The sequence below is a fragment of the Phaeocystidibacter marisrubri genome, assembly GCF_008933165.1.
Classification (GTDB): Bacteria; Bacteroidota; Bacteroidia; order Flavobacteriales; family Schleiferiaceae; genus Phaeocystidibacter; species Phaeocystidibacter marisrubri.
This window is the reverse complement of the sequence record NZ_WBVQ01000002.1, coordinates 23,492-50,481: the sequence shown is the minus strand read 5'-3', so window position 1 is coordinate 50,481 and position 26,990 is coordinate 23,492. Positions and strand designations below refer to the sequence as shown.

The following is a 26,990-nucleotide window of genomic DNA, read 5'->3' as shown; positions in this document are numbered from 1 at the left end:
TTTTAGAGGTTTACGGGGTTGGATGATGGATGACGGGTGATGTGAGGCTGGCGCCAGAATACTAGCGACTATTTCGGTTTAAAGCCTATACCCAGTTTTAAATAGAGGATTGAGGTAGTTTCATCTCCAGTTTCACCAATGTTCGATTCATTCGATGTTCTCGGGGATACATGGAGACCTACTCCAAATCGATATAGATACCCATAACTCTTGTATTCGCCATTTATCTTGCGGTACTCACTGGAAATGATTTCTTCCCATCCAATTCGGACACCCACTAAACGTCTATGGCTAAGAGAGACTTTGGTGTTTATTGATTCAGGAACAACATCTGGGTTTTGAATAATGTATCGTGCGTAGAGGGGAACCTCCATGTCTATGAAATATCGATGTTGTTTGGATCTCGACATGGATACGCGTTTCTTTTGTATAAACCCATTTGCTCCATACGTTGAGGTGATTTGAAGTCCGATGGTCATATTATAGGAATGAACACCCAGGAAGTCGGCGTTTAGTGCTTTTATTCGATTGTATAACCTAGAATTATAAGGAGGGGCTCCGTTGTAGGAGTCTAGACGGAAACCAATTCGTGGCCCAACGGAATATTTGGTTATCACATTTGGTCGTAGAACAGCGCTTTTTCTTTCTTCCCAGGAAAACTTACCCAATCTCCTGTGTTTAACCGATTCCCAAAACCTCAAATTGTACCCAAAATTCAGTTCTAAATCAGGGTAAAAGTACAGCCCGTTTTCGATTAGTCGCATTGGGGCTAGTTCTGCGAAATAGATCATCTTCTCCTTATATGTTCCGTGATATGAGAGTGAAACTTGAGGAAAAAGGTCGCATGGTGCAGATAAACTGACTAGGAAAAAGTGGTTGTACTTGGGAAATTGATACTCCGAAGAGTACAATTGAAGAACATCATTGTACCGTTCTGCTCCCATTCCATGAACGACAAATGGAGCCTCATACCCGGAGCTGTCAATTTGGCGAGAATCGCTGAAGTCAAAATCAATTTTAGCTTGAGACCAAAGTTGAGTGGAGCAAAGGAGGACGAAGACAAAGAGAGTAAAGGTTTTACAGCGCATCGAAAGAGAGTATAGAATCAACTTAAATTGGGTGGGAAGTTACTCAATTCATGTATTTACTGTCCTTACTTCATGGTGGGATATGTCACCATTGGATTCAGAATTACTTAATTTAAAGCGCTTAAAGTTCTCTCAATGCTTCGTGTTCTCGTAACAGTTCTCGCTTCCTTGTACGGCTTATCGGCCTTTAGTCAGCAGTATTTTGCGCCATGTAATAGGGATAGGCCTAAAATCCCCATAGAAGATTCTGTAGATGTTCTAGCCTCTTACCAATTGATCCCCGCATTGCTTGATATGAGGGATAGGTTGACATTCTATCGTCTGGATGGCGATTCAGTCATTCGGCTTGATCAGCATGAATATTCTTGGGAAGAACAGGTAGCCACAGATTCCGTTTTCAAAAAGACGCTCCGTGCACATCAGTTTGCTATGATTACACATTTGTTTGCCGTAGCTGCGGTAAATGTAGAATACAGCCCAGATATGAATGGATATGCGGATGGAGCTGACGTTTACATTACTGCACAAAAGCGACATTTTCCAAAGATGTGTGCGTATGCCGGGAATCATATTTATGGGGTGGTTGATGATTTTGTTTTGCTGATGAGACGACTGAAGGAATTTGTGAAAAGTGATCAAGTAGATTTACCTGAAACACTTCAGGAAGACATTTTGAATCTCACGGAGCAATTGAACAGAAGGAATCTCAATCCACAAGATCCTACCTTGGAAGACTATATATATGAGCGAGAGTTTCCCTTTTTTGAGGAGGAATAGAAACATTCATGGAATGCGATTGATGTAATTCAATCGACTTTCCATCTCGAGTCTCATCAATCATTGCTCACATCTCACCCCTCCCACAAACATTTCCCAATCCTTTGAACTAAACCATAGGGGTCAACTGTTAACTCCATTTGAAATTGATCATGGAGAACAAAAGAATAGCCTATTCCATTTTAGAGCTGGCTATAATATCTAAGGGAGAGTCGGTGCAGCAAACGTTGCACAATGCACTTGCGGTTGCTAAGGAAGCAGAAAAGCTCAACTACAAACGGATTTGGTTTGCGGAGCATCACAATTCTGAGAATATTGGAAGCAATGCCACGTCTTTGTTGATGGGGTATGTGGCGGAGAATACCCAGTCTATTCGAGTGGGTTCGGGAGGGATTATGTTGCCAAACCACTCGCCGCTTATTGTGGCAGAACAGCTGGCGACTCTAGCTCATCTCTATCCCAATCGAATTGATTTGGGCTTGGGGAGAGCTCCTGGTACGGATCAGGAAACGGCAAGAGCTATCCGTTCTGATTTTATGGAAGCTGCGCATTCCTTTCCAGGAGAAATAGAAAAGATTCAACAGTATTTTTCGATGGAGAATCAATCGGCAAAGGTGAGAGTTCCGATTGCCGAAGGTCTGGATGTGCCAATCTACTTATTGGGCTCTTCTACAGATAGCGCGCACTTGGCGGCTAGTAAGGGATTGCCGTATGCTTTCGCCAGTCACTTTGCATCTACTCACTTGTTCAACGCCCTGCGAATTTATCGGGACGAGTTTCAACCATCTGACACCACGGCGGCTCCCTACACGATGGCGGGTGTCAATGTGATTGTTGCAGACACCGACGAAGAAGCAGAAAGATTATTCACTTCTACTATTCGAATGTTTATTGGTTTGCTCTCTGGTTCCAGAGGTGCTTTGCAGCCTCCAACAGAACTCACCGCCGACTTACAACAGGCGCTTCAACATCCAGCGCTACACCAAATGCTCAAGTTTTCCTTTGTGGGAAGTGTAGAAACGGTCCGAACGCAGGTTCGGGAATTTGTGGAAGAAACCCGAGTGGATGAGTTAATCGCAGTTTCCAATGTTTATGGTCTAGAAGATCGATTGAAGTCTTTCCGGTTGTTTGCGGAGGTGATGAGGGAGCTTTAGGTTGTTGGCGTCGAGTAACGAGCTTCTAATGTCTGATTCCCAATCCAACGCTCACAACCATTAAGCTCCCTTCAACTTATTAAGTAGCACTCCGTACTTTACACCCTTTCAATCTCAAACCCCGCCCCTTGAACGGCTCGAACAATCTGTTCAGACGTTGCGGTTCCTGTTTTCACCGTGAGTGGTTTTTTAGGGTTGAGAATATCTACTTCCCAAGATTCAACACCTTCGAGTCCATCGAGAGAGGGTTTTACTTTTTCGATGCAGCCTGCACATTTGATGGTTGTATTGAATTTGAATTCGTTCATGACTTTGTTGTTTAATGATGATCAAAAGTAGAAGGAGAGGCTCGCCTAACTTTTATAGTATTTTGACGCAATCCTTCAAGATTTTTGGTTCGTGTTAAATGCGGGCCGAGCGCAATCTCAAACTGTTGAGTACCACCGAAACGGAGCTGAAGGCCATAGCAGCACCCGCAATCATAGGGTTTAAGAGGAAACCGTTGAAAGGGTAGAGAATACCCGCCGCGAGAGGAATGCCAATAATGTTATAGATGAAGGCCCAGAAGAGGTTTTGACGGATCCCCAAAACGGTCTTCTTCGACAAATTCAGCGCTTTTGGAACCGAGGCGAGGTCGGACGACATCAAGGTGATTTTTGCAACGTCCATTGCAATGTCCGAACCCGTTGCCATGGCAATGCTTACATCGGCTTGGGCTAGAGCCTGACTATCATTGATGCCGTCACCAATCATAGCAACGGTCTTACCGGATTGCTGTAGGTCTTGAATGTAGTTGGCCTTTTCCGAAGGCAGCATTTCTCCGCGATAGTGCTTAACTCCCACATTATGAGCTACCGCACGAGCCGTTTCGAGATTATCCCCGGTAAGAATGTGTACTTCGATGTTTCTCGCTAGGAGTTTTTCGACAGCCTGCTTTGAGGTAGATTTCACACGGTCGGTGATTCCAATTAATCCCACAACACGTTGCTCGTTGGCGAAGTAGATGACCGTTTGAGCTTCATCGCTCCACTGCACGGCCAAGTGTAGAATCTCTTCAGACAGAGTGACTTTATTCTCCTCCATCAATTTCTTATTACCCACGTAATAGAGATGCCCAGCACTTGTTGTTGCCCGAACACCTTTTCCCGTGATGCTTTCGAATTGGCTCAGAGATGCTCTCGAGTTCCCTTCCTCCATTAATTGGTTCGTGATGGCTTCAGCTAAGGGGTGCTCCGACTTTTCCTCCATGGCAAGTAAGATGGACTTCCACGTTTCTTCCTGTTGGTTATCAATCCAATACATTCCGCTAATGCTGGGCTTACCCTCGGTGATGGTTCCCGTTTTATCTAGTACCACGACATCTACTTTGTGAGCGAGTTCTAAACTTTCGGCATCGCGAATGAGAATCTGATGATCGGCCCCTTTTCCCATACCCACCATGATGGCTGTTGGCGTGGCAAGTCCTAAAGCACACGGACACGCGATCACTAGAACGGTGACAGATGTGAGAAGCGCGTGAGTGAAGGCATTTTCGCCTCCCCAAATCATCCAAATAGCGAAGGTGAGGATGGCAATGGAAATTACGGTCGGTACAAAAATGGCAGCCACGCGGTCTACTACCTTTTGAACAGGAGCCTTACTACCTTGAGCACGTTCTACCATCTCAATGATTTGAGCGAGTAGCGTTTCACTCCCAATTTTTGTTGCCTCAAATTCAAAACTGCCTTTCTGGTTGACGGTTCCTGCAAACACATCGTTCGATTCACGCTTCAAAACAGCAATGGGTTCCCCGGTGATCATACTTTCGTCTACATAGGATTCTCCTGAAACAACACGTCCATCCAAGGGAACTTTCATTCCTGGCTTTACCCGGATGACATCTCCAACTTTCACATCTTTAATGGGGATTTCTCGCTCTTGGTCGCCCTTCATTACGATCACTGTATTGGGTTGAAGACCTATCAACTTTTTGATGGCGGAGGAAGTGTTGGATTTGGCCTTTTCTTCCATCCATTTCCCCATGGTGATAAAAGTGATGATTACCGTAGCTGCTTCGTAATACACGTGAGGAACCAGTCCTCGCTCTAGCCAATAAGAAGGGTAGAGGGTGTTAAAGACGCTAAAGAGGAAGGCAATTCCAGTGCTGAGAGCCACTAGGGTATCCATGTTTGCTTTTCCATACTTCGCATTTTTCCATGCGCCAATAAAGTAGCTCTTGCCAAAGATGAAGAGGATAGGAATGGAGAGAACCATGGAGATCCACTTACCCGGTTCCCAGTGCATGGCGAACATTCCAATACTGAAAATCGGTGTGGTGAGGACAGCCGACCAGATGGTTCTCCGCTTTACACTTTCATAATGCGCATGCTGTGCATCTCTTTGCACTTCTTTCGCATTCTCCTCGTCCATGATGAGATCATAGCCGATGGATTGAACTGCGCTTTGCATGGATTTCGGGTCTGTATCTGGCGTGTATTCAACCAGAACAGAGCTTGTGGCAAAATTGACACTAGCGCGGACGATGCCTGCCGTGTGCGATAACATCGACTCCACACTTGAGGCACAAGCGGCACACGTCATTCCCGTAACTGGGATGGTGCGCACGATGGTATTTGATTCTGTTGAGTTCATGTCAATGGATCATTTGATTGAGGTACAAATGTCCAAAGGCACGAAGGTGGAATCTTTACAGAATTTTGTGGAAGACTTTTAAGATTTCGTCAAATGCTATCCAGAGGGTGATGACCCGGACGATGCAGTTTCTTGAATTCACCTGGCGTCATTCCAATCTCCTTTTTAAATTGGGTAGATAGGTACGCCGGACTACTGTAATTCAATCGGTAGGCGATTTCTTTGAGGGAAAGCTCGTCGTAGAACAGTAATTCCTTGACTTTCTCCACCCTTTGGCGAGTGACAAAACGCTCGATGGTGATGCCTTCTACCGAGGAGAATAGTCGACTTAGATAGGAATAGTCGTGTGAAAGTTGATCGGCGAGGTAAGTGGAGAAATTCTCCGTTCTTTCCTCTTCATTGTGATGTATGCGGTCGATGATGAGTGTTTTGATTTTGGAAACCAGGCTAGACCGACCTTCTTCCAAGAGCTCAAACCCCAGTTTTTTCAAGGTCTCCGATACCGTGTCTCGAGAGGTTTTTGAAAGGGGTTGATTAAGCACAACTTCACCAAGGGCGACATCTTGCACGTCGTGTCCCTGTTCTGTGAAGGCGTTCTTCACCGCGGTAATACACCTCGGGCAAACCATGTTTTTAATGTGAAGAACCTGTGACATGTCATCTATTTATGTTTGGTAGCGAACTTCAATTGTACTTTCAACAAGGCAAAAGTAAATCAATTCAGTCCGAAGAAGGGCAGGAGGGTTACGAGCAGCAACTTCTTCCTGACTCTTGAATGGGCGGGCAAGCCCTGCTACCATAGGTGCAATACACACAACAATCGCCTTTTTTTGGACGCAGAACTTCTCCGCAGTTTTCACATTCGTAGAAAAACTGACAAGCATCTGAAGGCATGGTTTCCTCCTTCTGGTGACCGCACTTGGGACAGGTAATAGTGGATTGTAGAATTACTTCGCTCATTTAGAATTAGTGAAGAGCAATTGTGAAACTCGATAAAGCTTTCCGGTGTCCCTTCAAAACGGACGTCTGAATCGAAGGTAGTGAGTTTACAATGAAGTGAATTGTAAGGCTATACATCTGTCGCTTTGGGATTGAAATATTCGATGTAATTTTAATCCCATGTCAATGGACCTAGGCGAGATCATCGGTCAAGAACTGAAACTCAAGGATGAACAGAAAGAGCTCATCCGAAAATTGATTCCCATTCATACATATCCCAAAGGGGCCAGTATCACTGCATTGAAAAGTGAGACTGTTCAGGGCTTTTTTGTGTTGAAAGGGTTGGTTCGTCTCCTTCGGAATGTGGATGGGGAAGAACGGAACATTCAGTTTTATACCGAAGGAGATTCCATTGCAGAATCTCTGGAGAAGTCTTCTGATAGAAGTTTAGAATGTTTGGAAGAAACATCGATAGCGGTGCTTACAAGCTCAGCGGAAGCGAAGTTGTTTTCCGCTATCGATGGATTTGAATCCCTTTGCAGAGGTTCGATGGAGGATGATTTTCAGAACCTCCGACACCAATTTGAATCCCTTCTCTCTGAATCGCCTCAAGAGCGATACATCAACCTTATGAAGACCCGACCTGATTTACTGCAACGCGTTCCTCAGTATCACTTGGCCTCCTATTTGGGCATCAAGCCAGAGTCATTGAGTCGGATTCGAAGGAGAATGTCGGAAGGTGGGGATTGATTACATCGCAATCACAATTTTTCCGAAGGCCTCTCCCTTCTGAAGTGAGCGGATCGCTTCATTTACTCGTTCTAAGGGATAGGTTTGATGGATGACGGGCCTTAGTTGAAGACTCTCCACATACTTAGAAATTTCATATAGGTCGGCGGCACTCGGACTAGAGAGCAGCGGACGAATCTGATTTCTTTTCGCTGATCCCCCCAATAGGGAAGCGAAGGTAGCCGATAGAGATACCGCCACGGGAACATACACGCCGCTGGGGGCGAGGATGTTTTTGATTTGTTTCCAACTGACTTTGGCTGCCATATCTATCACAGCATCGTACTTAACCTTGCTCTTGGTGTAATCTTCCGCCTTGTAGTCGATCACCTTCATTGCCCCGAGATTTTGAACGCTATCCCTCTTTTTTGAGCTACAAACGGCCCATACTTCCGCTCCCATGGCGGTGGCTAATTGGACAGCGAGAGACCCCACTCCTCCAGACGCGCCGATGATCAATACGCGATCTCCACGTTTCACATTGGCCTTATCTCGCAAGGCTTTCAGTGCTGTTACGCCTGCCATCGGCAAACTGGCGGCTTCCTCAAAAGACAAGCCTCTGGGAACTGGAATGAACCGATAGGCAGGTGCTGAAACGTATTCGGCCAAACCCCCAAATCCATCAGCACTTAGGTCGCCAAAAACGGCATCTCCTATTTTAAGATGATGAACATTCGGACCCATAGCCACCACCACGCCAGCCACATCTGCTCCCAAGACTTTGTGCTTCGGTCCAAAGAGTCCCGACATCGTTCGAACGGCAAGCGGTTTGCCACTCATCATGATAAGATCAGCAGCATTAAGGGAGGTACTTCGGACCGCGATACGAACGTGACCTTCGCCAAGTTTAGGTTCCGGATAGTTCACGCTCATTTGGAGCTTCGGAACCGCACTGTAAGTGTCGTTTACAAATGCTCTCATGCCTGTACAATAGTTGAAGAATACTTCTTTCGGAACGCGGGAATAAGGAGCCAGAGCAAGAGCCAAATTTCGGCAACCACAGCAAAGAGCATCACAATGGAGGAGAACATTTCCGACTGATTTGGCCAGATTACACTGCCATAAGTTTCCAAGACATAGGTAATACCTGCAACGAGCATCAGGATGGCTAATCCTTTATGGAAGAAGCCAGATTTGTACATCGCATATCCCAATAGGAAACAATGGACGCCGAACATCGCACCTGCTAGGAGGTAGCCCATGTGGTGTGTCTTTACTGCATTCATGGTCAATTCTGCCACTTGTTCATCACTAAAAGAAGTGGCATGAATGGCTAGGTTTCCCGCTTGGAATTGAAAGAGTAAGTTGGAAATTCCAATAGCTGGGTGAGCTATCAGGCGCAATGCACTGAGCGTAGCTGCTAAAACAGAACCCACGGGTTTGAGGAGATAAAAGAAAAGTATGCTGATGAATACGTCGGCAATGAAGGCCGTCAAATCTCCCAGAATGCCGATTTGAAAGAAACGGGAATTGTTCTGAATGGCATCCACAGTGGCGGTACTGTCATCCCACAGGAACATTGTGCCTCGAATGGCTCCTTCACTAAAAAAGGCTCCGATGAAAATGAGGAGATACATGGCTCCTCCCAACGATAGTGTTTTACTGTTAATTCGCATGTCAATCGTTTTTATAGGTTCATTTCATTGAGCTGCAAAATTCAGATGGGAGATAGGTTCAACTTCTTAACCTATGTTAAGAAAGGAATGGAGCATCCTCTCGTTAATGCCCTTTTGAGTAACTTTCGTCCTCCTAATCCCCGTACACTCTTGGAAAGCGATCCAACCCAAATAGCCTTTCAGCATCTGTTTGAAGAATTTCGAACCCATGTAGAACTGACAGAGGAAGAGTTTGCAGAACTCGAACCTTCACTGTCATTAGAGGTGTTGAAAAAGAAAGAATTTCTGGTACAACCGGGACAGATATCCACGCACATGAATTTCATTCACAAGGGGTGTTTGCGCGTGTTTTATTTGGATCAGCAAGCTCAAGAGCACACCTTACAAGTAGGTGTAGAGGGATGGTGGGTGAGTGATTTTTCCAGTTTCATTCGATGGGTGCCATCCGAATTGTATACCCAAGCGCTAGAGGAAACTGTACTCGTTCGAATTCCTAAGAAAGAGTTGGAAGCACTCTATCTCAAGATCCCTGCATTTTCTCACTTCTTTCGGGAGAAAATCCAAGGGGGATATGTTGCCCTTCAAGAGCGTACCATTCATAGTATGTCGCAAGACGCCTATAGTAGGTATCTCGACTTTATCAAGAAGTACCGGAATATCGAGCAGCGCATCCCTCAGTACGTTGTTGCTTCCTACCTGGGAGTGACCCCCGAGTTTCTCAGTCACCTGCGAAAAAAACATGCAAAAGATCTTTCTTAAGATAGCTTAAGCTGTAGGGTTCTGACTGCCAGTAGTTTTGCCTCCAATCAATAACTACTGATATGAAACGAATCATCTATCTAACCGTTCTAGTCGTTTGCACTACCACTGCCATTGCGCAAACGAGTTTCGCTCCAAGCTTGCTTTTTGGAGAGCGTTCACAAGTTTACGCTCATCGATTTGAAGTAGACCTGTCGAGTACGTATTCCATCACGAACATCACACTGATGGACGCCGAGTATGAGTCTACGGAAAACCTCCTTTACTTCACACGGACGTCTTTCAATTACGATCTGAAATCCTGGCGATTTCTAGTGGGAACAGGAATCAAGAACACGGGGATTTTCACCACCGGTGGTGCACAGTACACCTATCGCTATGAGTCTTTTCAAACCTCTTACTTCTTAGGACTCACGTTTGTGGGAGATAGGGCCACACTCGAGCAAAATTTCTCGCTGAGGTTTAATCCTATGCTCTCTCAAAAACTCCGATTCTTGTTCGACACGTTTGTCATTCACAACTCCGATCACAAGGGGATGGACCGTGTGATTCAACAGATGCGCTTAGGTCTTACCATGAATGATATCTCTTTTGGTGCTGCCTTCAAAATGGATCAATTCAGAAACCGAGAAGTCCCTCTGACGAATATTGGCGTGTTTGTAATGGCGGTGATTTAGTCTGCAGTCGTCAAACACCAAACTCCAGTCATCCAGCCTCCGCCATCTATCCTCCGTCACCTATCCTCCGTCACCTGTCCACCGTCATCTGTCCTCTGTCCTCTGTCATCCGTCCTCCAACCATCCGCCCCAAAACTCAAAACAATAAAACCATGACACATTTCAACATCGCCGTTTTTTTAACTCGAATTACCGTTGCTTTTCCCATGCTGTTTTACGGCATCAGTAAGATCGTCAACGGTTTCGACTGGATTGCTAGCAGTCTAGCATCCATGGGATTCCCATCTGTTTTCGCTTATGGCGTTCTCGTCGGTGAAATTGTTGCGCCGCTCGCAATGCTCATCGGATTCAGGACGAGAATCGCTTCTCTCATCTTCAGCTTCAATACACTGGTGGCTTTTTTTGTAGCCCGAACTGGAGATCTGTTTGTCCTCAATCCTCATGGAGGTTGGTCTCTGGATCTGCTCTTCATGTTCATGATGGGTGGGGTTGTTCTCGCTCTGACAGGTGCGGGGAAATGGGCTGTATCCTCAACAACTAAATGGGACTGAGATGAGCTTCGTAAACGGATTACTGGTCTTTGTGGCCTTTGTAGGTGGGGCTGCATTGGCCATTCAAAGCGGATTCAACAGTCAACTGGGGAAGGCCCTAAATCAACCGCTGGCAGCCATTTCCATCTCATTGGCAGGCGGAGCCGTGATTTCGGGGTTGCTCTGGATTTCTAAATCCTTTCGGAATAGTGTTTCTCTAGAGCAAGCAGCTCCCCATTTGTGGTTTAGCGGAGCCATTTTCAGCGTATTGGGGATTGGGATCTACTTCGTGATTATTCCACGGATTGGAATCAACACCACCATAGCCGCAGGGTTGGTAGGACAAATCGTCTTTTCCGCAATAGCCTCACATCAAGGGTGGTTCAATCTACCCGCTCAACCCATCAACTTGACCAAAGCTGTGGGAATGGCACTTATGGTGGTGGGAGTCCTCCTCATTACTTCAAAATCGTAGCAAATGAACACCATTGAATTAAACATCAACAACCTCAAGAGCCTGTGGAAAACGGTAGGCATGGAACGCGGACTTTCGTTTGAGAACCATGCCCTAGCCGGAGTGTACATCCGCGATGAAAGCTGGCCCAATCGGATATGGCTAAAGGACGAAAGCGCCCTTGAGAATTGGCAACTCGCCGTAGAATTTATGGATGCCAATCCCGGTCTGACTTTAACGGCGTTTGGAGAACCGAGTATAGAGTATGCGAGTCTCAGATTGCTTTCTACCCAATATGGGATGGTGAAGGCCATAGACCGTAGTCCTCGCCAATCTGAGCTCACATTGATTCGGGTATCCGATGATGAAACTGCGAAAGAGTGGAGTGCGTTATTCTCCGTTTCATTCGGTTATTCTATTTCTGCCAAAACGGTTCAATCAACGCGAGAGTCCATTGAGTATTACCTCGCCAGAGTTGATGGAGAGTTGGTGGGTACAGCGGTTTTGTATGGTACCGATTCCTTGGTGATGGGAGTGCATTCCATGGGCGTTCTACGCGTGTTTCGAGGGAGGGGATATGCTCGACAAATAATGCAAGCGCTCTTCTTTATCGTAAAGGATCGCCCTCAAACCCACCTTGTTCTACAAGCTTCAGAAGCGGGTAAGCCGCTGTATGAGAAGATGGGATTTCACACAGAATTTATTCAGCAGAACTATGCGCAAACAGCTAAAAACAAGAACAATGACTGATTTACTTACAGCGCTGGAATGGAGATATGCAACCAAGTCATTTAACTCCAGTGTTCGTCTCACCGACCTACAATTAGATGTCCTGAAGAAGGCCGTACAACTCAGTGTGTCTTCCTTTGGACTTCAGCCTTACAAGGTTTTCATCATCGATTCGCAGGAGGTAAAATCCGCCATCATGGAGGCCGCTTATGGGCAGAAGCAAATTGGTGAAGCTTCACATGTTTTTGTCTTTGCTCATCAACGTCAGTATCAATCCAAAGAGGTAGAAGATCTTATTGTGAAATTGGCAGAGAATCAGGGGCGAAAGGTAGAAGAACTGCAACCCTATCAACAATCCATCGACTCTTGGATGGGGGCTATGTCGGATGAGAAGCTCGAAACCTGGATGTCTTCTCAAGTCCATATTGCCATGAACAACCTCCTGCTAGCAGCGGCAACACTAGGCATAGATAGTTGTCCGATGGGAGGATTTGACATCGAGAAAGTAGATGATATCTTGGGTTTGAAATCCGAAGGTCTCAAATCTTGCCTCATTGTTCCCGTTGGTGTGCGAAACGACAAGGACATTTATGCCAATTACCCCAAAACCAGAAAAAGTATATCTGAATTATTCGAGGTTAGATAGAAGAGGGGGCTTGATGTTTTTCCAAGCGTCTATTTATTCAAGTACAACAAAAACCCCGCAGAACTGTGCGGGGTTTTCACTATTGTGAGAGTGGTGGAGGTGTGAGAGATTAATCATCTACCATCGTTGAGTAAGCTATTTAGAAACAGGTTCAATTCCGATTCACACACAACTTACACGACGATCTACACTAATATTCTTTTACTCCATTAAATCGGAATACTTGAAGCTGTACCCCAAGTGTGCCTTTAGTTTCTCGGAGTTGACGATTTTGAATTCATTCTTGGAGTCTTCGTCGAACTCAATGGAGTCAAGACCTATTTTTCTCGCTTCTTTACGGTAGAAATCTCTTCGCTTAGGATGACTATCGGAACAGGCATTAAAGATTTCGTCCCACGCGTTCTGTTTAATTATTTCTCCGATTATCGCGATGCAATCATCTCTATGAATAAAGTTGATGTACCCTTCAGGGTTTGGAATACGTTTCTTGGATCGAACAAAGTTTCCAGGCTTACGGTCATAGCCAAAGAGACCACCGAACCTAAGAATGGTGGAGTGAAAAGAAGGGTTTGAGGTGAATAGTTGTTCAATTTCAACAAGAGGGGTAAGCAAGGTATTCGTGCTTTCCCTGACCACTTCATTGGTGTTTGGGTAGACAGAGGTGGAACTAATGAAGAGCACTTTTTGTACCTCAGAGGCCTCCAAACATTCGATAAGATCCACAAAATGCTCGATGTTCTTACTCGTTATGGCCACAATCAAAATCTCGGCAGATAGAAAGTTCTGAATCGTAGAGTCTATCGAACTTATGTTCATGAGAAATGGCTTAATTCCCGCTTCCGACAGGTCGCTCATTTTTTCCAGCGAAGTGGTTGAGCCAGCCACTTCATAGCCACTGCGGATTAATTCAGTGGCCAAGGCCGATCCCAGCCAGCCACATCCCAATATGCTTATTTTCTGTTGCAAGTTAAATTAGTTTTTGAGGGGGTTGTGATGGTTTGGCTTTGTGTATTTCGTTGAAGGGGAATTCCGCGTAAGACTTGAACATACGTTCTTCTTTCTCATCCTCTGGAAAAAATTCACAGGCCTTAGTAAGAGGCATTTCAATTGAACAGTGAAGTAGATTATTCAGTTCAAATTCTCCACCTTCAAATTCAGGATCTTACTCATGATATCGATGCAACCGTCGAATGGGCAATTGTGTTCATGAGGCGCCATACATTCATTTGGTCAATTTAAGAAAGTTATGGTTGAACATATTTTGTGGCGTGCTTTTGAAGTAAGGTGATATTTTATTTCCAATCTTATCACTAGTCAGTGTTAATTGACTAGGACAATTTTAGAACGGGCAGAGGGAAAAGCAAAGCGCAAAATCGTGCGGAAGTGAGCAAATACGGGAAGTGTAGGGCTCTGAAGGTTGAGGGTTACGTGAGAAGAGCATGAATCGGGTCATCAGAATTCAGCCTTTCTGTCCAAAATCTGGGAGTGACGCCGTGGATGTTGGGATGGTCTAGTTGGGCACCACGATTGAGTAACTTCTCGATGATTTTATACCGCAGATGATTCACCTCCTTTTGATCTTCTCGCCAGGTGAGACCATATTCTCGAATCGCGATGAAGAGGGGAGTGTTGCCATTGGGCTTATCCGCTAAATTCACATTGGCTTCACCGTTCTCAAGTAGGGAGAGTGAAACTCCAGATAAGTCATGGTGGGAAAGAGCTATATGAAGGGAGTTGTATCCGTCCATATTATATTGATTGATATCTGCACCTTGACTCAGCAAGTAATCAATTACTCCTAAATGTTGTTTTGATCCTCTTTTTTCAGGAGAACAAGGAATGGCCCTTATCAAAATAGAGTCTGAATCGAAACTTTCAATTTGCTGATTCACATCGAGTCCGTTTTTCACAAACTCCTTGATCGTCTTTAGATCTGCATGATAAAGAGCACGTTTCAACTCATTGGTGTCAAGATTTTGCGTTTTACGGAAGGAGAAGAGACGTTTCATGTTGTTTTCTTGGAAACGCACATCCGTTAAATCGGACGTGGGTGGTCTTAGTTGACATCCTGCTTGAGCTTCAATCGATCAACTTGATTCTGAAGTTGTTTTCCCCAAATATCAAATTGTCGATAGAAGTCTAAACAATCTTGAATGGTTCTCAGGCTTCCTAATTTCGGTAGAATATCGCTTTCAAAATCAATGCTGAGCTCCGAGATAAAGTCTGCTAGGTTAGTGTGGGTAGTCAATGTGTAGCCAAGCCCACTTTCAGGTCTAAACCTGTGTTTCTTCCTGTCGTCCGATAAGTATGCCTCTTCTCTCAGATTTGTTACTATATCAAAGTAAGTCGCCTTTTTTCTACTGGGGTCTTTAAGGTTCTCTGTCAGTCCAACGCCGATATTAGAACAAAAGCTTAACAATTCCTTACTGTTCCATTGTGAGTTTTGAAGATTAATCACGACACAGAAGTCATCATTTATTTTCCACCAGGTTTGTCTGACGTGCGAAAACCTTCGTCTTTGAGTTTCGGCTTCAAATAAGACTTTATGAATTCTATCTGCTTGTCTTTAGCGGTCATCTTTTTCAGCTAGGGGCTAACGGCCATGTGTATGGCACGTATCCCGCAGGGTATGTGCTATACACGATGTTGTGCATAGTTATTTTATTATTTTCTTCAAAATTCGGTGTCGTTCAAACCGATTAGATTTTTGCCTTGTCCCTTCTTTTGATAGGGATTTATATTGATATACTTCGGACATGAGGTCTGAAAAGTGCTTTTCTAAGAGTTCATCGTTATCATAATTGTCAATGAAGTTTTGATAATTGAGTATTTGCTCATCTGTCAAATTATCATTATCACTTAATATATCATAAACCACGGTGAACAAGGAGTACATATGAACTTGCCTTCTAAGGAATTTCATTCTATCTGAATTTGAATTAATGATTTCGTGAATGGAGCTTAAGATAAATTCAAATTTCTCTTGATCCTTTTCTTTATCCGGATATTCATCGTTATACAAATCGTATATCTGATTCAAATTGGCATTCGAAATATCCTCTGAGATGCCCTTTTTCATGAATACGAGAAGGGTACCAATAAATGATATATCCCTCATTCTTCGTCTGTCGGCTACACCAAAAATTTTGTTTTCCTCCCAAAAATCTAAATCGGCAAGCGTAGATGCGAGTGTCATAAACTCACCTTCAAACTCGGCATTTCTTAATTCCTGAGGATTAAGCGTCATGTTATTACTATTCAGTCGTAGAAACATTTTGACAATGGAATCTCGGTCAACTTGAGATCTAACTAACCTTATTGAAAATATGTAGGCCCATAGAGCTTTTTTTTCTTCCGTCTCCAAGTCCTTGAAATGGCGATTCTTGATTACTGCGAACTTGTTACTATTTGAGTCTAAGTGATTCTCCTTGAGCTTAAAAGTATTGGCAATAAATTGAAAAATTGCACCACACCTCTGTTGCCCATCAATGATAGAGTATTTGGTATCTCCTGTATCTTCATCAGTTCCTGTATTCCATAAATAGATTTCTGGTATTGGATAACCTAAAAGAATAGATTCTATAAGTTGAACTTGATTTTTGAGAGTCCAAACGTAGTGTCTTTGAAAAGAGTTGTCAACCTCTAAAAGCCCTTTGTCATTGAGATCATGAAGCCATTTGGCACTTTGTGGTTGTATGTCTATTTGTTCAATTAGTTTCATCTAGTGTGTTTTTAAGTTTTGTAATACCTTTTAAATGGTATGCTTCAACAGATTCCCAATCGGAATATATGCGATAGTTGATTTCGTGTTGAATATTGAATTTCAATTGTAATTCTGCTTTAAAAGAAAGAATTAGCTTTTGCCACTTCTCTAAGGTTTCATTTCCATAAGTTCTATCATCATCTTTTAGACTTACAAATCCATTAAATACATTGCCGCACTTATATTCATAACCATGTAAGAACTGGTTGTTGGAAATCTTGCGATATGCTTCCCAAATGTCATAGAATAGCCTTCTTGATACAATTATTAAATCGAAATCAGACTCTTCATGAAATTCAGAGAAATTCTTTGAAGGAGAGAAACTGTAGCGTGTCTTTGCACTTCCTACAATCGAAATATTATTAAAAGGAATGCCAAGGTTTCTTGAAATAAATTTTTTGAACTGATCATAATCAGAACTGAAGTCTGGTCCATTGTTCTGGAAATACCAAACCTCTTGACCTAGCAAATAGTCATAATAGATATCCAATTCTTTCTTGGATTTAATATGCTCTACAAGTTCTTGCTTGTCCATTTTCTAATTATGCACAACTCGTTGACATATTCAGTTTGGACTTGCTTTATCTCTGAAATGATCTTGATATGAATAGATTTGAGAGAACAAGCATCAGGTTAAATCTACAAAAAGAAAAAGTCCCCTCGGCCCTCTCTCACGCTAATTGAAACTTTCTACTTCCTTGTCATCGATATCATTGTCATATCCTCTGCCAATTTCCTATTCACAATTCGAGACCATTTTAGAGTTATTCAATGATCCGCAAGTTCTATTTTTCTATGATCTATCTCGGTAAAGGATTCCAAGGGATTACAACCTCCGCTTCGCTTCAGCTGTGATCCCATAAGGGGAAACCTGTGCTAAACTTGAAAACCCACGGCTACTCCTTCGTCGTATCCTAGTTTTTACTTTTCATTTCTTTAAAAGGGGAGCTTGGCGATTACAACCTCCGCTGTGCTTCGGCTGTGATCCCATAAGGGGAAACCTGTGCTAAACTTGAAAACCTGCGGCTACTCCTTCGTCGTATCCTGGTTTTTACTTTTCATTTCTTTCCTTTCAAAGCGGAGCTTTGAGGAAAGCTCTAAAAAGTAAAAACCCCACAAAGCATTGCTTTGCGGGGTTTTCAAGTTTCGCGGTGAGAGGGGGAAATGAACCTCTCATATATCGTCCTGAAAATCAATGTTTCAGAGCTATGTTTCTCAGAAGGGTTACGATTTAGAGACTTCTCAGTGCAGAGGGCTTCTCGCTCAGAAGTTCTCAGTTGGTGACCTTAGCTCGAAGATACTTTTAATTAGCAAAGATGAAATAGAATAAGAATTGTAATATGCCATGTTACCTCGATGAAGCAGTGGTCGACATATATTCTGAGGTGTACTGTTTTTATAGGTTGGAGAATTTGTTATTCTGTGAGATTAGTTCAAAGGTCATTGGTTCAATCTAGCTCATTCTGGGATCATACTCCAACATTACAACCAGTATGAGTCCTGAAGAAATGACTCTTCTAAAAAAACTCCTCAAGATTAATCACTTTCTGACCTGTCGATATCCTATCATAATGATTGAAGGAATGCGGATAAATTTGAATAACAAAAAGTTGATTGTCCTTGATATAGGAGAAATATTGAAGCTTACTGTCTCCGTCGATTTTAACTAATGGAATCCAAAAGTATTTAGCAGAAGCCTTAATCATAACACCACCTCCGACATAACAAGTGTGAGAACTGAATGAGCAGATTCCTGTATTACAATGCCCAGACATGTATACCCTATGGCCGTTAATACTCGGTTGAGGTTCGTTATTATCAAATTTGTAAAGTTCGTATTGTAGTGAATCGACATTTACATCTTCAAGCACTTCGTGAGTAAGGGCTTCTGATGCTTCATTAATACCAAATCGAAGTATTGATATTCTCTTATCATTATAGAAGGCCTCCCTGATTTTGTCTTCTTCAATCGACCCTCCTTCGCAGGCAATTTGGCGGTAAAAGTCAGCTACACTACTTAATTCATCCCATGAAAACCCATGCGGATACAGCTCATCTAGACTACCATTCTCAAATTCAGGATAGCCCCAATATCCATCAATTTTGATGTTTTGAGATTGAGTATCCCTAACCATTCCGAGTGTGAATAATACTGAAAAGAAAATACTGAGTCCATATTTCATACGGGTATCAATTGTCGATAAGAATTAATTATAAGCGAAGAATGAGGTGTTGAGCATGTTTTGGTTCGATGTTAAAACCTGCATCTCAGAGACTTGCTTCTCGCTCAGAAGTTCTCAAAAAGTAACATCCCTGTAAAGGTAGCAAGTAATTGCTGATTACCTATTCTTGTTATACTCAGTAGGGTTTTCCAATCGAATAATGTTATCCTCGATTTTCAATTCAAGTGTGATAGGTGATGCTTCAAAAGAGTCCTGGTCCGTACTAGGAATGACTACTATCGTTATGGTTGAACGGTCTGCTGATAGACTCAATTTTCTATTTTCAAATTGAAATGGTACTGTAAACTGAATCACGCTTCCATTCTCTAACTCCGCATCAAACCCAGTAGGGAAATCGGTTGAGTCCCATTGTAAGTCGTATTGCCCTGTATCGATGCGATTTAAGAAAGTCACGTTGAAGTAGCTTCTAGAATCATAGAAGCTCCCTGAGTAGCCTTGTATTAATGCGATATCCTTGTTAGATAATTGAAAAAGAGTGTCAATTGTCGAACTACTTGTGGTAATAGGAGTTGAACGTGAACTTACACTCTGGATGATGCTATTGTAGCATGTGAACCCTGTATATCCCCGTAGCTCGGAGTAATTGAAGCAAACTTCAACCACATGTCCATTTTCAATTTGATGAAGTCTTGTTATAGGTTCAATACTTTCACTTCGGCCAATTGATAAAAGGGCGCTTGTACTCAAGGAAGAGTCAGCAAACGACATCTCTTCTAGAACCGCCCTGTGAATTATTCGTGTAAGCTGAAGGGAGTCCTTCCGACCATTAAATCCATCTTCTCTAAATTCAATGGGCATCAAAGAGCTTTGGTGTTCTGTGCCTTGAACTATGGAAATGAGCTCGTCGAGCATGGCGTCATTGCTAGTATGGCTTTTAGGGAAAGGCAAGAGAAGTAGAGAATCGTTTCTGATGGTTAGCATTCTGTGTGAATTCCCGTCATTGAGAATGAAGTGGAATCCCTCGTTATACTCGGATTGTCGAAATAGTGAAATACTCGGGTCGGTTAGTACAGGCATCTCTAGCATGGACAACTCATTGTACAAGTCAGGTTCGAAGTAAGTTAAAAATATTGTATCCGTTCCAGTGTAGAGGATTAATTCTGAAATTCCTGTCTCATATAATAGGCGTCCTCCACTAACCCAAAATTTAACGGGTTCGATGGAGCATGTGAGACTCGAATTTAAAAGAGATCTCGCGCATCCATCTGAAACAGGCATAAGTTCATTTGAAAGTTGCTCATTCGAGATTGAATTCAATGGTCGCTGTCCGGAACATTCGAAAGCAAGATTTCTCCAAATGGAAACTGCGAATAGAGAATCTCTGGAGGAGCAAGGAAGGTTGAACTTTAATGGTGAAGTAGTTAAGGGGTCAGACGAGTAAGTGCTCTTCTCCTCACCTAGCAATCTTAGATTAAACAGATTGTCATACGAATAAGTAGACCTTACCGTGTCAAATTGATAGAAGGTCATGTTAAAGTCATCAACTATCAAAGACTTGACAACCTGAATTCTATAAAGCTTGTTTTCTGAGAAGTCAAACTTTGTTTCGGTGGAGTATGAATCGGAGTCTCCCCCAATCATTGCAAGAGGAATGGTAAAACTCGAATCTATGTTTCGAACGAACAGCCGCAGACTGAGCTCATCTCCATAGGCGTGCCCTAAATATTGAACAACTACTACTTCATCGCGTACGTTTGGAATAGAGACAGTCTCAAATGAGGAAGGAAGCACTCCGTCCAGTCGCCAACCGGTGCCGGAAATATGATTTTCTTTCAGAAGAGTGTTGACTTCTTCGTATTGAAAGGTGAAATCCTGAATTTGCAAAGTCTCAAGATTGTCTAAGGTATATTCAGCTTGAACAAAAGGCAAATCTTGAGCAAGGATAAATGATTGAATGCTTAACCCAATAAAAACACAAAACTTCAACCGAAGAGAGCTATTAATTGACATGAAGGAGAAGATCAGAGATATTGATTCCTTAATGATATCAAATAATAGGCCATTCATCGCAACTAAGATTCTTGGAGCCAACTTGCACATCTCCCTCTTCGTGATGATATTAGGTACGAAATCCTCTCTCATGCACAGAATCTTATTCTTCATATTGCTCACGTCACAATTTGCCATCGCACAAGGCCTGCTCCCAGTGAACCCTGGCGAGAAATGGGGATATATCAATCTTGAAGGTGAGATGGTCATCGAGCCGCAGTTTTCATTTGCTGGGACCTTCCACGACTCTCGAGCGGTTGTTCGGGATTCAGGGTACTACTACCTCATTGAAACAACTGGCGAGCAAATCGGGGAGCTGTTATTCGAAGATGTCACCTGGCGATACAACCTCGGATTGAGAGTTGTCATCAACGGCGAGGAGCTAGTTCTATCGTGGAATGAGTTGAGCAACTTAACATCGAATGACATACTAGATTCAAGCTATCAATTCGAATTAGGACAGCAAGGAGAGCTACGTAGAGTAGATTTGGGGCAAGGTTTAGTATTTGTTGGAGAGGGAGAGTACTTGTTCTCGGATTATAGGGGTAAGCAACTTGTAGATGAGCACGGAAAAATTCTCGCTTCCGGTCTCCTTGAAGCTTATCGTCTTCACGATTCAATTCTGTGTATCTTGAATATGCGTGAAGGAGGTAATATTTTTTTTAGTGAAGGCGAAGTAATTCATAGCTCAAGGACCGAACTAAATTGGGGTGCATATTATTATTCTCAGAATAGAATTCTCAGCGGACATCTGAATTCAATGGAAGCAGATTTCCTTCCTTTAGGTTATGCCGATATCGAGTGGCTAGGTTATGGTGACAGTATAAGTCAAGAGCAATATTGGCAGGATAGATTGGGTTTAACTGTAGGCGACAATAACAAGCTTCTTTTCCTCTCTCCTCTTCGCCGAAGGACTTCGAAGTTTTCTGGATACCAAATGGCAACATTTAAGATTGGTAAATCTAGACCTGACTTTTATAAGAGGTGGGATTGGCTAGAGAATGTGCGCGTGGGTGTTGTTAGTGCAAAAGGTAGAGAAGTGCTGTTTCCTGAAACTTTCGATAATATATCAGTTTGGAAGGGTCACCATTGTTTAGTGCGTATTGCAAATGATATGGACACGTTGGATCGATTTGGAAGTCGATTAGTTGAAAAATGGATTCTTGTTGACTCCTTGGGAAATCAAATTGGAAACGACACTATCCTTAAACCGCGGGTTAGAAGAAAAGATGGATGGTCAGATAATGTTTCTACACCTACTTATACCTACTCCATTCCTTACTTTGATAGAGATTCTTCTAAGTACTACACCTATAATTCCTGGGGGCAACGCGACTATGAGAGTCCAAAGGCTTTGACATATAATTCAATCAGAGAGAATATCCCGTCACCACTTAGACATGACGGTCAAGCTGAAAGACAACGCCTGCATAATCTCGGATATGAGGCGAAATTCTACTTGGGATATACAAACAACCGATACAGACGCATTGGATCTCTATCTGTTCGGCAATTAGGAGCCACAGTCCTGTGGGATTCGTTAAACTCAAGCTCCCTTTGGGGATATGAACGAATAGGAGAGCCTGACTGGTGTGTAACTAATTATACTGTGTACGGTAGTGACTCCGACTTTGTGTACTTCTTTGATTCTGGAAACTCAATTTTACTGAGTAATGACGAATATTTATCGACTTCAATTTTAGACATTAGTGCTGAAGTGGTGTTCGTTAATTACTTGAGTACTTGGGGATATATTACGTCTACGGAGAAACGATTAGCATTTGATTTTCATCATTCAAGTTTCGTCGGTTATGAGCCAGGTTTTCTGCCGAATGGACCTGGCTTTTATGTTAACGAATTCAATCGTGAAAGAAGATATACCGGGGATCATTTTACCTATTACTCCATTCCATTTTTTAGACCCAGAGGTGTTCAACTCGAGTTGGATTGGACAGACTGGGATTCACAATATGAATGGTCCATCATTAATGATTCAGGAGGGGAATTGTCCAGAATGAAGGCGCACATTGAGTTGTTTCATCGAGGAAGTTGGATGCGTGTGGGGAAATGGCAATTTGACAACCCAGTTAAGAATCATCACATCTATCCTGTTGGAACAATCCAAACTAACAATGGAGATATACCATCCACAATGAGAATAGTCTTAGAGTACGAGTATGATCGCGATGGCGAAGTAGTGAATGGAATGTCCATTAGCGAAGAAGTGCCGTGCACGTACAACGCATATCATGTGAGTAAAGCGAATCGGTAGAATTATGAGGTAATGCTATTTCATTCTATATATCACTATCTCGTACAATTGCAACATGGTACTTTTTTATACTCTCTAATAGCTCCAATAATTTGGAGGTTTGATCCCTTATAGCTCCATGGTAGGGTTACACTCTGTCTATTTTTTATGTAGATTCGGATAATTATTAATTAAATCTCTTTCTCTCATGAAAAGCAGAGCTAAAATTAGATTTTGGCTTGCTCAAGCTTTCGTATGGTCTATTTCCATAGGAGCTTTTGGGCAATCCATTTACGAATCTTCGACAAGTTGTGGAGGCTTAGATGCCGGACCTGAGCCCGAGTCAGAAACCGAGACTAAATGGGAGCCGTCTGGAATGACTTGTACGTATTCGAGTACTTCATATGTTAACTATTATTCTGATCAGGATAATTGGATACCTACATCGACCACCGCTGACAAAGAAATTCATGTGAATTTCATTATTTATCAGAATGCGGGAAACTCTCCGGCAGTGAACTGGCAGAATACCCCAGCTCACTTAGCGAGGTTAAATCAAATTGCTCAATGGACAGATGAGTTTTATGATCTCTGGTCCAATGCACCATCAGATCCAATTGACGGAATTCCTGATTTAGAAGACAGAAAGATAAGAGTCGTTTTAGACGAGATTCTTTTTGTACAGACTTCTAATGCGTATAACGTTACTCAGGCAACAGCTGTTGCTCGGCAGCAGTACGCTGAAGAAATGCACAATCGAGTGAATATCCATATTTTCCCTATGAATGTTGTTACGAATGCATGGGGGTATGCGTCAAGTACTAGTCTGAATATTGTGACTTCAGATGATCCTCACAACACGGGCTATGGTTGTATTCCAACGAGTACAAATGATAATTGCCCTGTAAGTGAAGCTGTTTTTGGATCTCAAAATTATCGGGATTGGAGTTTGGCTCATCACCTTAAACATGAGTTAGGGCATATCATAGGATTGTGTCATGTGAATCCGATTCAAAACAATTGTACTGAGTCATTGAACACAAATAATCCGGACTTCTTATCTGATATTTTTGATGCACCTTGGTGTTCTCCTTCACCATGTTATCCTGGTATTGTTGGAGATCCGTTTCTTTCTGACAATGATGGGATAACCAATAATATTATGGCATCTAATGCTCAGCATTACATGTCGCCAATGCAAGCTGGTCGCTCGCACAGAGCAATTTCGCTTAATAACGTCAGCAAGGCAACTACAGGATATTCGGAGACTCCATTAGTTGTAAGTACTAGTGAGACTTGGGATTTTCGAATGAAGGTTTACTCTGATATCGTAATTAACCCAGGTGTTATCCTTACAATTAAATGTCGATTGACGATGGTTCAGCAGGCACGTATTATTGTTAAACCTGGTGGACAATTATATATTGAAGGAGGAATAATCACTGCGGACGATGGGCCTTCTAATGGGACATGGGGCGGTGTATATCTTGAAGGAGATAATAATACTGCTCAGAGTTTGAATACTCAAGGAACATTAAGAGTATTGAACGGCGCAATTGAGCATGCTCGTGACGCTGTTACCACTATTGGTATTGATCAAAGCGGAAACTGGCAGTGGGGAACTCAAGGAGGTATTGTTTTATTGAATGGAGCAGAGTTTAGAAATAATAGACGTGACATTCAATATTTGCCACATAAATTCTCTAATGATAATAATTACGGTTACTATTCTAATTTGGTTAACTCAACCTTTAGAAAAACTGATGATTATCGTCATGATGCAATGATTTCAGCCGTTTCAATGTATGAGTGTATTGGTATTGACTTTGAAGGTTGTGAATTCTTGAATGAGAATACAGGAGACTACATCAACTACGCTCAAGCGATTTTTGCTCAAAACTCAATTTTTTCTATCAATGAGGGAGGATTGCCTTTCCAGCGTTCAAAAGTTGAAGGTTTTGCTGAAGGAATTAGAAGTGAAAACTACTCTCTGGAATCATTAAGCGATGACATTGTTAATGTGAAAAACACTGATTTTAAGAATAATCTACATGGTGTATATGTTTCTGGATTAGTTGCAGGTGTTCATATCGTTGACAATCATATTGATGTTCCCAATTCCTACATAGCCTTTCCAGGGGGGCAGCCGCCAGTAGCTCAAACTGCAAGGTATGGAGTGTATGTTGATCAATGTGGAAAGTTTGATGTTCGTCAAAACTCTTTCAAGGCTACCGTTGAGTCAGGTACTGAGTTATCTGTAGGTTTGATCGTAGCAAACTCTGGTCCCGTTGTGAATAGAGTTTATGCTAATGAGTTCGATAACTTTGATTACGGAATCCAAGCTATTGGAGATAACATGAATGGTGCAGATAATTCAAAGCCTGGATTGTATTTCCAATGTAACCACTTCGGGTACACTAATCAATGGGGAACAACTTACGGAGAGGATGTTGATATCCATGTGGATGCAGTAGTTCTCACTCAGAACACCGGTGTAAGTATGCTTCAAGGTTATGATCAGTCAACTGTTGCTACACTTCCTCATAATACTTTTGACAATGTGTATTCAGGTTCGACTCAGATTTCGAACTTGTCTAAGTCATTCGTAATCTATTCATATGAGGCATCTACACCATTAGTGGATCCAACGTATGTGACAATTGATGTTATCAAGAATATCACTAACAATACAGTAGGGTATGATCCGACAACTTATTGTGGGGATGAGCCTGAGTCTGAGTCTTATGACTTGCCGACATTGGGCAACGAGATTACAAGTATGGAGTCTCAGTTAAGCTCTAATAATAGCCTAAGAACTCAGTTTATAAATGGAGGGAATACTGCAGCTCTTGAGGCTGAAGTATTATTTGCTGATGATCAACAAGAATATCAGGATTTGTACATATCTCTTATGGATGCCTCTCCATATGTGGAGGACTATTTGTTAATGGAATTATTGGAGAAGCCTGATTTTCCTGAATTAGCATTGAGAAATGTATTTGTAGCAAATCCACATGGTGCTAGAAATCCTGAGATATGGGAGGCGCTAGTCAATAGAGATCCAGCATTGTCTCAACAAACTTTGGATGATATTGAGAATGAGACTCAGACTATTTCAGCGTTTGATGTTTTGCAAGCAGAGATATCTTATACCATAGGTAGTCTTGATCAAGCGAAAGACGATTACATTAGTGGATGTCTTGCTTCGATTGAGACTGAAAAGTCAAATCTATTGTCTTTCTTATCAAGTGAATCAATGCCTAGCTATCAATACCTGTTAGCTGAGATTCATCTTGCAGAGGGTGAATTGACTAATGCTCAAAGTGTTCTTAATAACATTCCTGTTAATTATTCGTTGAATTCATACGAAACTAGTATCTATAATTCTACAGTAGCTTTTTATGATGTGATCATTGCGGCTAAAGAGAATGGTACACCAATGCATTCCTTATCAGCTGCTTCACTTACAGCACTTGAGGATGTGTATAATAGTGGAACAGGGGCTTCGGTTCAAAAAGCAAAAGCGTTGCTTCATTTGAATGGGGTGAATACTGATTATATTGAGCCAGTAATGACTGGTGCCGGTTCTTTCAAGATGTCAGCGGAATCTGCCAACATTAATTCAGACCGTCCATTAGTTCCTAGTGTTTCAGCAGAAGTTTACCCTAATCCTTCAAATGGTGTAGTAACTTTGGAATGGAATCCAATCGATCTTATGACTGCTGAGTCAGTGACTGTAGAAGTTGTATCAATCACAGGTCAAATTGTTCACACAGAGGTGATCAAAGATGTATCTCGATCTTTCTCAGTAATTGACTTGAATGAACAACCTGCAGGAGTGTATGTGATAAAAATGAGAAATGATGAGACAACGCTTTACAGCGGTAATATCATTCTTCAATAAGTAATTAGATTATTAAACTTTAGCGACCGGATGCTTTTCCGGTCGCTTTTT

General features: G+C 42.4%; 25 protein-coding genes. 11 read left to right on the top strand and 14 right to left on the bottom strand.

The genetic code is table 11. The features are described 5' to 3' along the window. Window positions 1-68: 68 nt before the first annotated feature. A complete protein-coding gene (locus tag F8C82_RS07555) occupies window positions 69-1,088 on the bottom strand; it encodes a hypothetical protein (protein ID WP_151692983.1) in 1,020 nt (339 codons plus the stop codon). Between the two features lie 135 nt (window positions 1,089-1,223). Between F8C82_RS07555 and F8C82_RS07550 the strand changes: the two genes are divergently transcribed. Together F8C82_RS07550 and F8C82_RS07545 are read left to right on the top strand one after the other, a co-directional pair. Continuing rightward, window positions 1,224-1,865 (top strand): hypothetical protein, encoded by a 642-nt coding sequence (locus F8C82_RS07550; protein WP_151692982.1) that lies wholly within the window; start codon window positions 1,224-1,226, stop codon window positions 1,863-1,865. 152 nt (window positions 1,866-2,017) lie between these two features. After that, window positions 2,018-3,019, top strand: a complete 1,002-nt coding sequence (locus F8C82_RS07545; RefSeq protein WP_151692981.1) for an LLM class flavin-dependent oxidoreductase — start codon at window positions 2,018-2,020, stop codon at window positions 3,017-3,019. 98 nt (window positions 3,020-3,117) lie between these two features. Here F8C82_RS07545 and F8C82_RS07540 read toward each other — a convergent pair whose 3' ends face one another. From F8C82_RS07540 to F8C82_RS14885, 4 genes are all read right to left on the bottom strand, one after another. Further along, window positions 3,118-3,327: a heavy-metal-associated domain-containing protein gene (locus F8C82_RS07540; protein ID WP_151692980.1), complete on the bottom strand. Its 210-nt coding sequence runs from the start codon at window positions 3,325-3,327 to the stop codon at window positions 3,118-3,120. Window positions 3,328-3,421: 94 nt separating this feature from the next. Beyond that, entirely contained in the window at window positions 3,422-5,650 is a 2,229-nt protein-coding gene (locus F8C82_RS07535; RefSeq protein WP_151692979.1) for a heavy metal translocating P-type ATPase, read from the bottom strand. An 89-nt stretch (window positions 5,651-5,739) separates the two neighbouring features. After that, window positions 5,740-6,306: a helix-turn-helix domain-containing protein gene (locus F8C82_RS07530; protein ID WP_151692978.1), complete on the bottom strand. Its 567-nt coding sequence runs from the start codon at window positions 6,304-6,306 to the stop codon at window positions 5,740-5,742. Window positions 6,307-6,394: 88 nt separating this feature from the next. Next, a complete protein-coding gene (locus F8C82_RS14885) occupies window positions 6,395-6,610 on the bottom strand; it encodes a GDCCVxC domain-containing (seleno)protein (protein WP_151692977.1) in 216 nt (71 codons plus the stop codon). A 159-nt stretch (window positions 6,611-6,769) separates the two neighbouring features. Here F8C82_RS14885 and F8C82_RS07520 point away from each other — a divergent pair, with 159 nt between their 5' ends. Next, on the top strand, window positions 6,770-7,339 hold the full coding sequence (locus F8C82_RS07520) for a Crp/Fnr family transcriptional regulator (protein WP_151692976.1): 570 nt from the start codon (window positions 6,770-6,772) through the stop codon (window positions 7,337-7,339). Here F8C82_RS07520 and F8C82_RS07515 read toward each other — a convergent pair whose 3' ends face one another. Both F8C82_RS07515 and F8C82_RS07510 read right to left on the bottom strand, forming a co-directional pair. Beyond that, window positions 7,340-8,299, bottom strand: coding sequence for an NAD(P)-dependent alcohol dehydrogenase (locus F8C82_RS07515; RefSeq protein ID WP_151692975.1), 960 nt, complete (start codon window positions 8,297-8,299; stop codon window positions 7,340-7,342). After that, on the bottom strand, window positions 8,296-8,994 hold the full coding sequence (locus F8C82_RS07510) for a DUF4386 domain-containing protein (RefSeq protein ID WP_151692974.1): 699 nt from the start codon (window positions 8,992-8,994) through the stop codon (window positions 8,296-8,298). Before F8C82_RS07510 ends, F8C82_RS07515 begins: the two co-directional genes overlap by 4 nt. 87 nt (window positions 8,995-9,081) lie before the next feature. Between F8C82_RS07510 and F8C82_RS07505 the strand changes: the two genes are divergently transcribed. From F8C82_RS07505 to F8C82_RS07480, 6 genes are all read left to right on the top strand, one after another. Next, entirely contained in the window at window positions 9,082-9,753 is a 672-nt protein-coding gene (locus F8C82_RS07505) for a Crp/Fnr family transcriptional regulator (protein ID WP_151692973.1), read from the top strand. A gap of 62 nt (window positions 9,754-9,815) precedes the next feature. Continuing rightward, entirely contained in the window at window positions 9,816-10,430 is a 615-nt protein-coding gene (locus F8C82_RS07500; RefSeq protein ID WP_151692972.1) for a hypothetical protein, read from the top strand. A 152-nt stretch (window positions 10,431-10,582) separates the two neighbouring features. Beyond that, window positions 10,583-10,981, top strand: a complete 399-nt coding sequence (locus F8C82_RS07495) for a DoxX family protein (RefSeq protein WP_151692971.1) — start codon at window positions 10,583-10,585, stop codon at window positions 10,979-10,981. A 1-nt stretch (window position 10,982) separates the two neighbouring features. Next, complete coding sequence (locus F8C82_RS07490) at window positions 10,983-11,435, top strand: DMT family transporter (RefSeq protein WP_151692970.1); 453 nt, start codon at window positions 10,983-10,985, stop codon at window positions 11,433-11,435. Between the two features lie 3 nt (window positions 11,436-11,438). Continuing rightward, window positions 11,439-12,164, top strand: coding sequence for a GNAT family N-acetyltransferase (locus F8C82_RS07485; protein ID WP_151692969.1), 726 nt, complete (start codon window positions 11,439-11,441; stop codon window positions 12,162-12,164). After that, window positions 12,157-12,789: an NAD(P)H-dependent oxidoreductase gene (locus tag F8C82_RS07480; protein WP_170266190.1), complete on the top strand. Its 633-nt coding sequence runs from the start codon at window positions 12,157-12,159 to the stop codon at window positions 12,787-12,789. The genes F8C82_RS07485 and F8C82_RS07480 overlap by 8 nt, the downstream gene beginning before the upstream one ends. A gap of 201 nt (window positions 12,790-12,990) precedes the next feature. On the opposite strand, the gene F8C82_RS07475 is transcribed toward F8C82_RS07480, so the two are convergent. From F8C82_RS07475 to F8C82_RS07445, 7 genes are all read right to left on the bottom strand, one after another. After that, window positions 12,991-13,755 carry an NAD-dependent epimerase/dehydratase family protein gene (locus F8C82_RS07475; RefSeq protein WP_151692967.1) on the bottom strand — a complete coding sequence of 255 codons (765 nt, stop codon included), beginning with the start codon at window positions 13,753-13,755 and terminating at the stop codon, window positions 12,991-12,993. Between the two features lie 458 nt (window positions 13,756-14,213). Further along, window positions 14,214-14,798, bottom strand: a complete 585-nt coding sequence (locus tag F8C82_RS07470; protein WP_151692966.1) for an ankyrin repeat domain-containing protein — start codon at window positions 14,796-14,798, stop codon at window positions 14,214-14,216. Between the two features lie 47 nt (window positions 14,799-14,845). After that, window positions 14,846-15,340 carry a DUF4304 domain-containing protein gene (locus tag F8C82_RS07465; RefSeq protein WP_151692965.1) on the bottom strand — a complete coding sequence of 165 codons (495 nt, stop codon included), beginning with the start codon at window positions 15,338-15,340 and terminating at the stop codon, window positions 14,846-14,848. Between the two features lie 105 nt (window positions 15,341-15,445). Further along, window positions 15,446-16,510, bottom strand: coding sequence for a DUF262 domain-containing protein (locus F8C82_RS07460; RefSeq protein ID WP_151692964.1), 1,065 nt, complete (start codon window positions 16,508-16,510; stop codon window positions 15,446-15,448). After that, window positions 16,497-17,087: a hypothetical protein gene (locus F8C82_RS07455; protein ID WP_151692963.1), complete on the bottom strand. Its 591-nt coding sequence runs from the start codon at window positions 17,085-17,087 to the stop codon at window positions 16,497-16,499. The genes F8C82_RS07460 and F8C82_RS07455 overlap by 14 nt, the downstream gene beginning before the upstream one ends. 982 nt (window positions 17,088-18,069) lie before the next feature. Next, entirely contained in the window at window positions 18,070-18,735 is a 666-nt protein-coding gene (locus F8C82_RS07450; protein ID WP_151692962.1) for a hypothetical protein, read from the bottom strand. 156 nt (window positions 18,736-18,891) lie between these two features. Next, a complete protein-coding gene (locus tag F8C82_RS07445; RefSeq protein ID WP_170266186.1) occupies window positions 18,892-20,745 on the bottom strand; it encodes a hypothetical protein in 1,854 nt (617 codons plus the stop codon). Window positions 20,746-20,875: 130 nt separating this feature from the next. Here F8C82_RS07445 and F8C82_RS07440 point away from each other — a divergent pair, with 130 nt between their 5' ends. After that, window positions 20,876-23,056 carry a WG repeat-containing protein gene (locus F8C82_RS07440; protein ID WP_223279514.1) on the top strand — a complete coding sequence of 727 codons (2,181 nt, stop codon included), beginning with the start codon at window positions 20,876-20,878 and terminating at the stop codon, window positions 23,054-23,056. Between the two features lie 187 nt (window positions 23,057-23,243). After that, a complete protein-coding gene (locus F8C82_RS07435; RefSeq protein ID WP_151692959.1) occupies window positions 23,244-26,939 on the top strand; it encodes a T9SS type A sorting domain-containing protein in 3,696 nt (1,231 codons plus the stop codon). Window positions 26,940-26,990 lie beyond the last annotated feature (51 nt).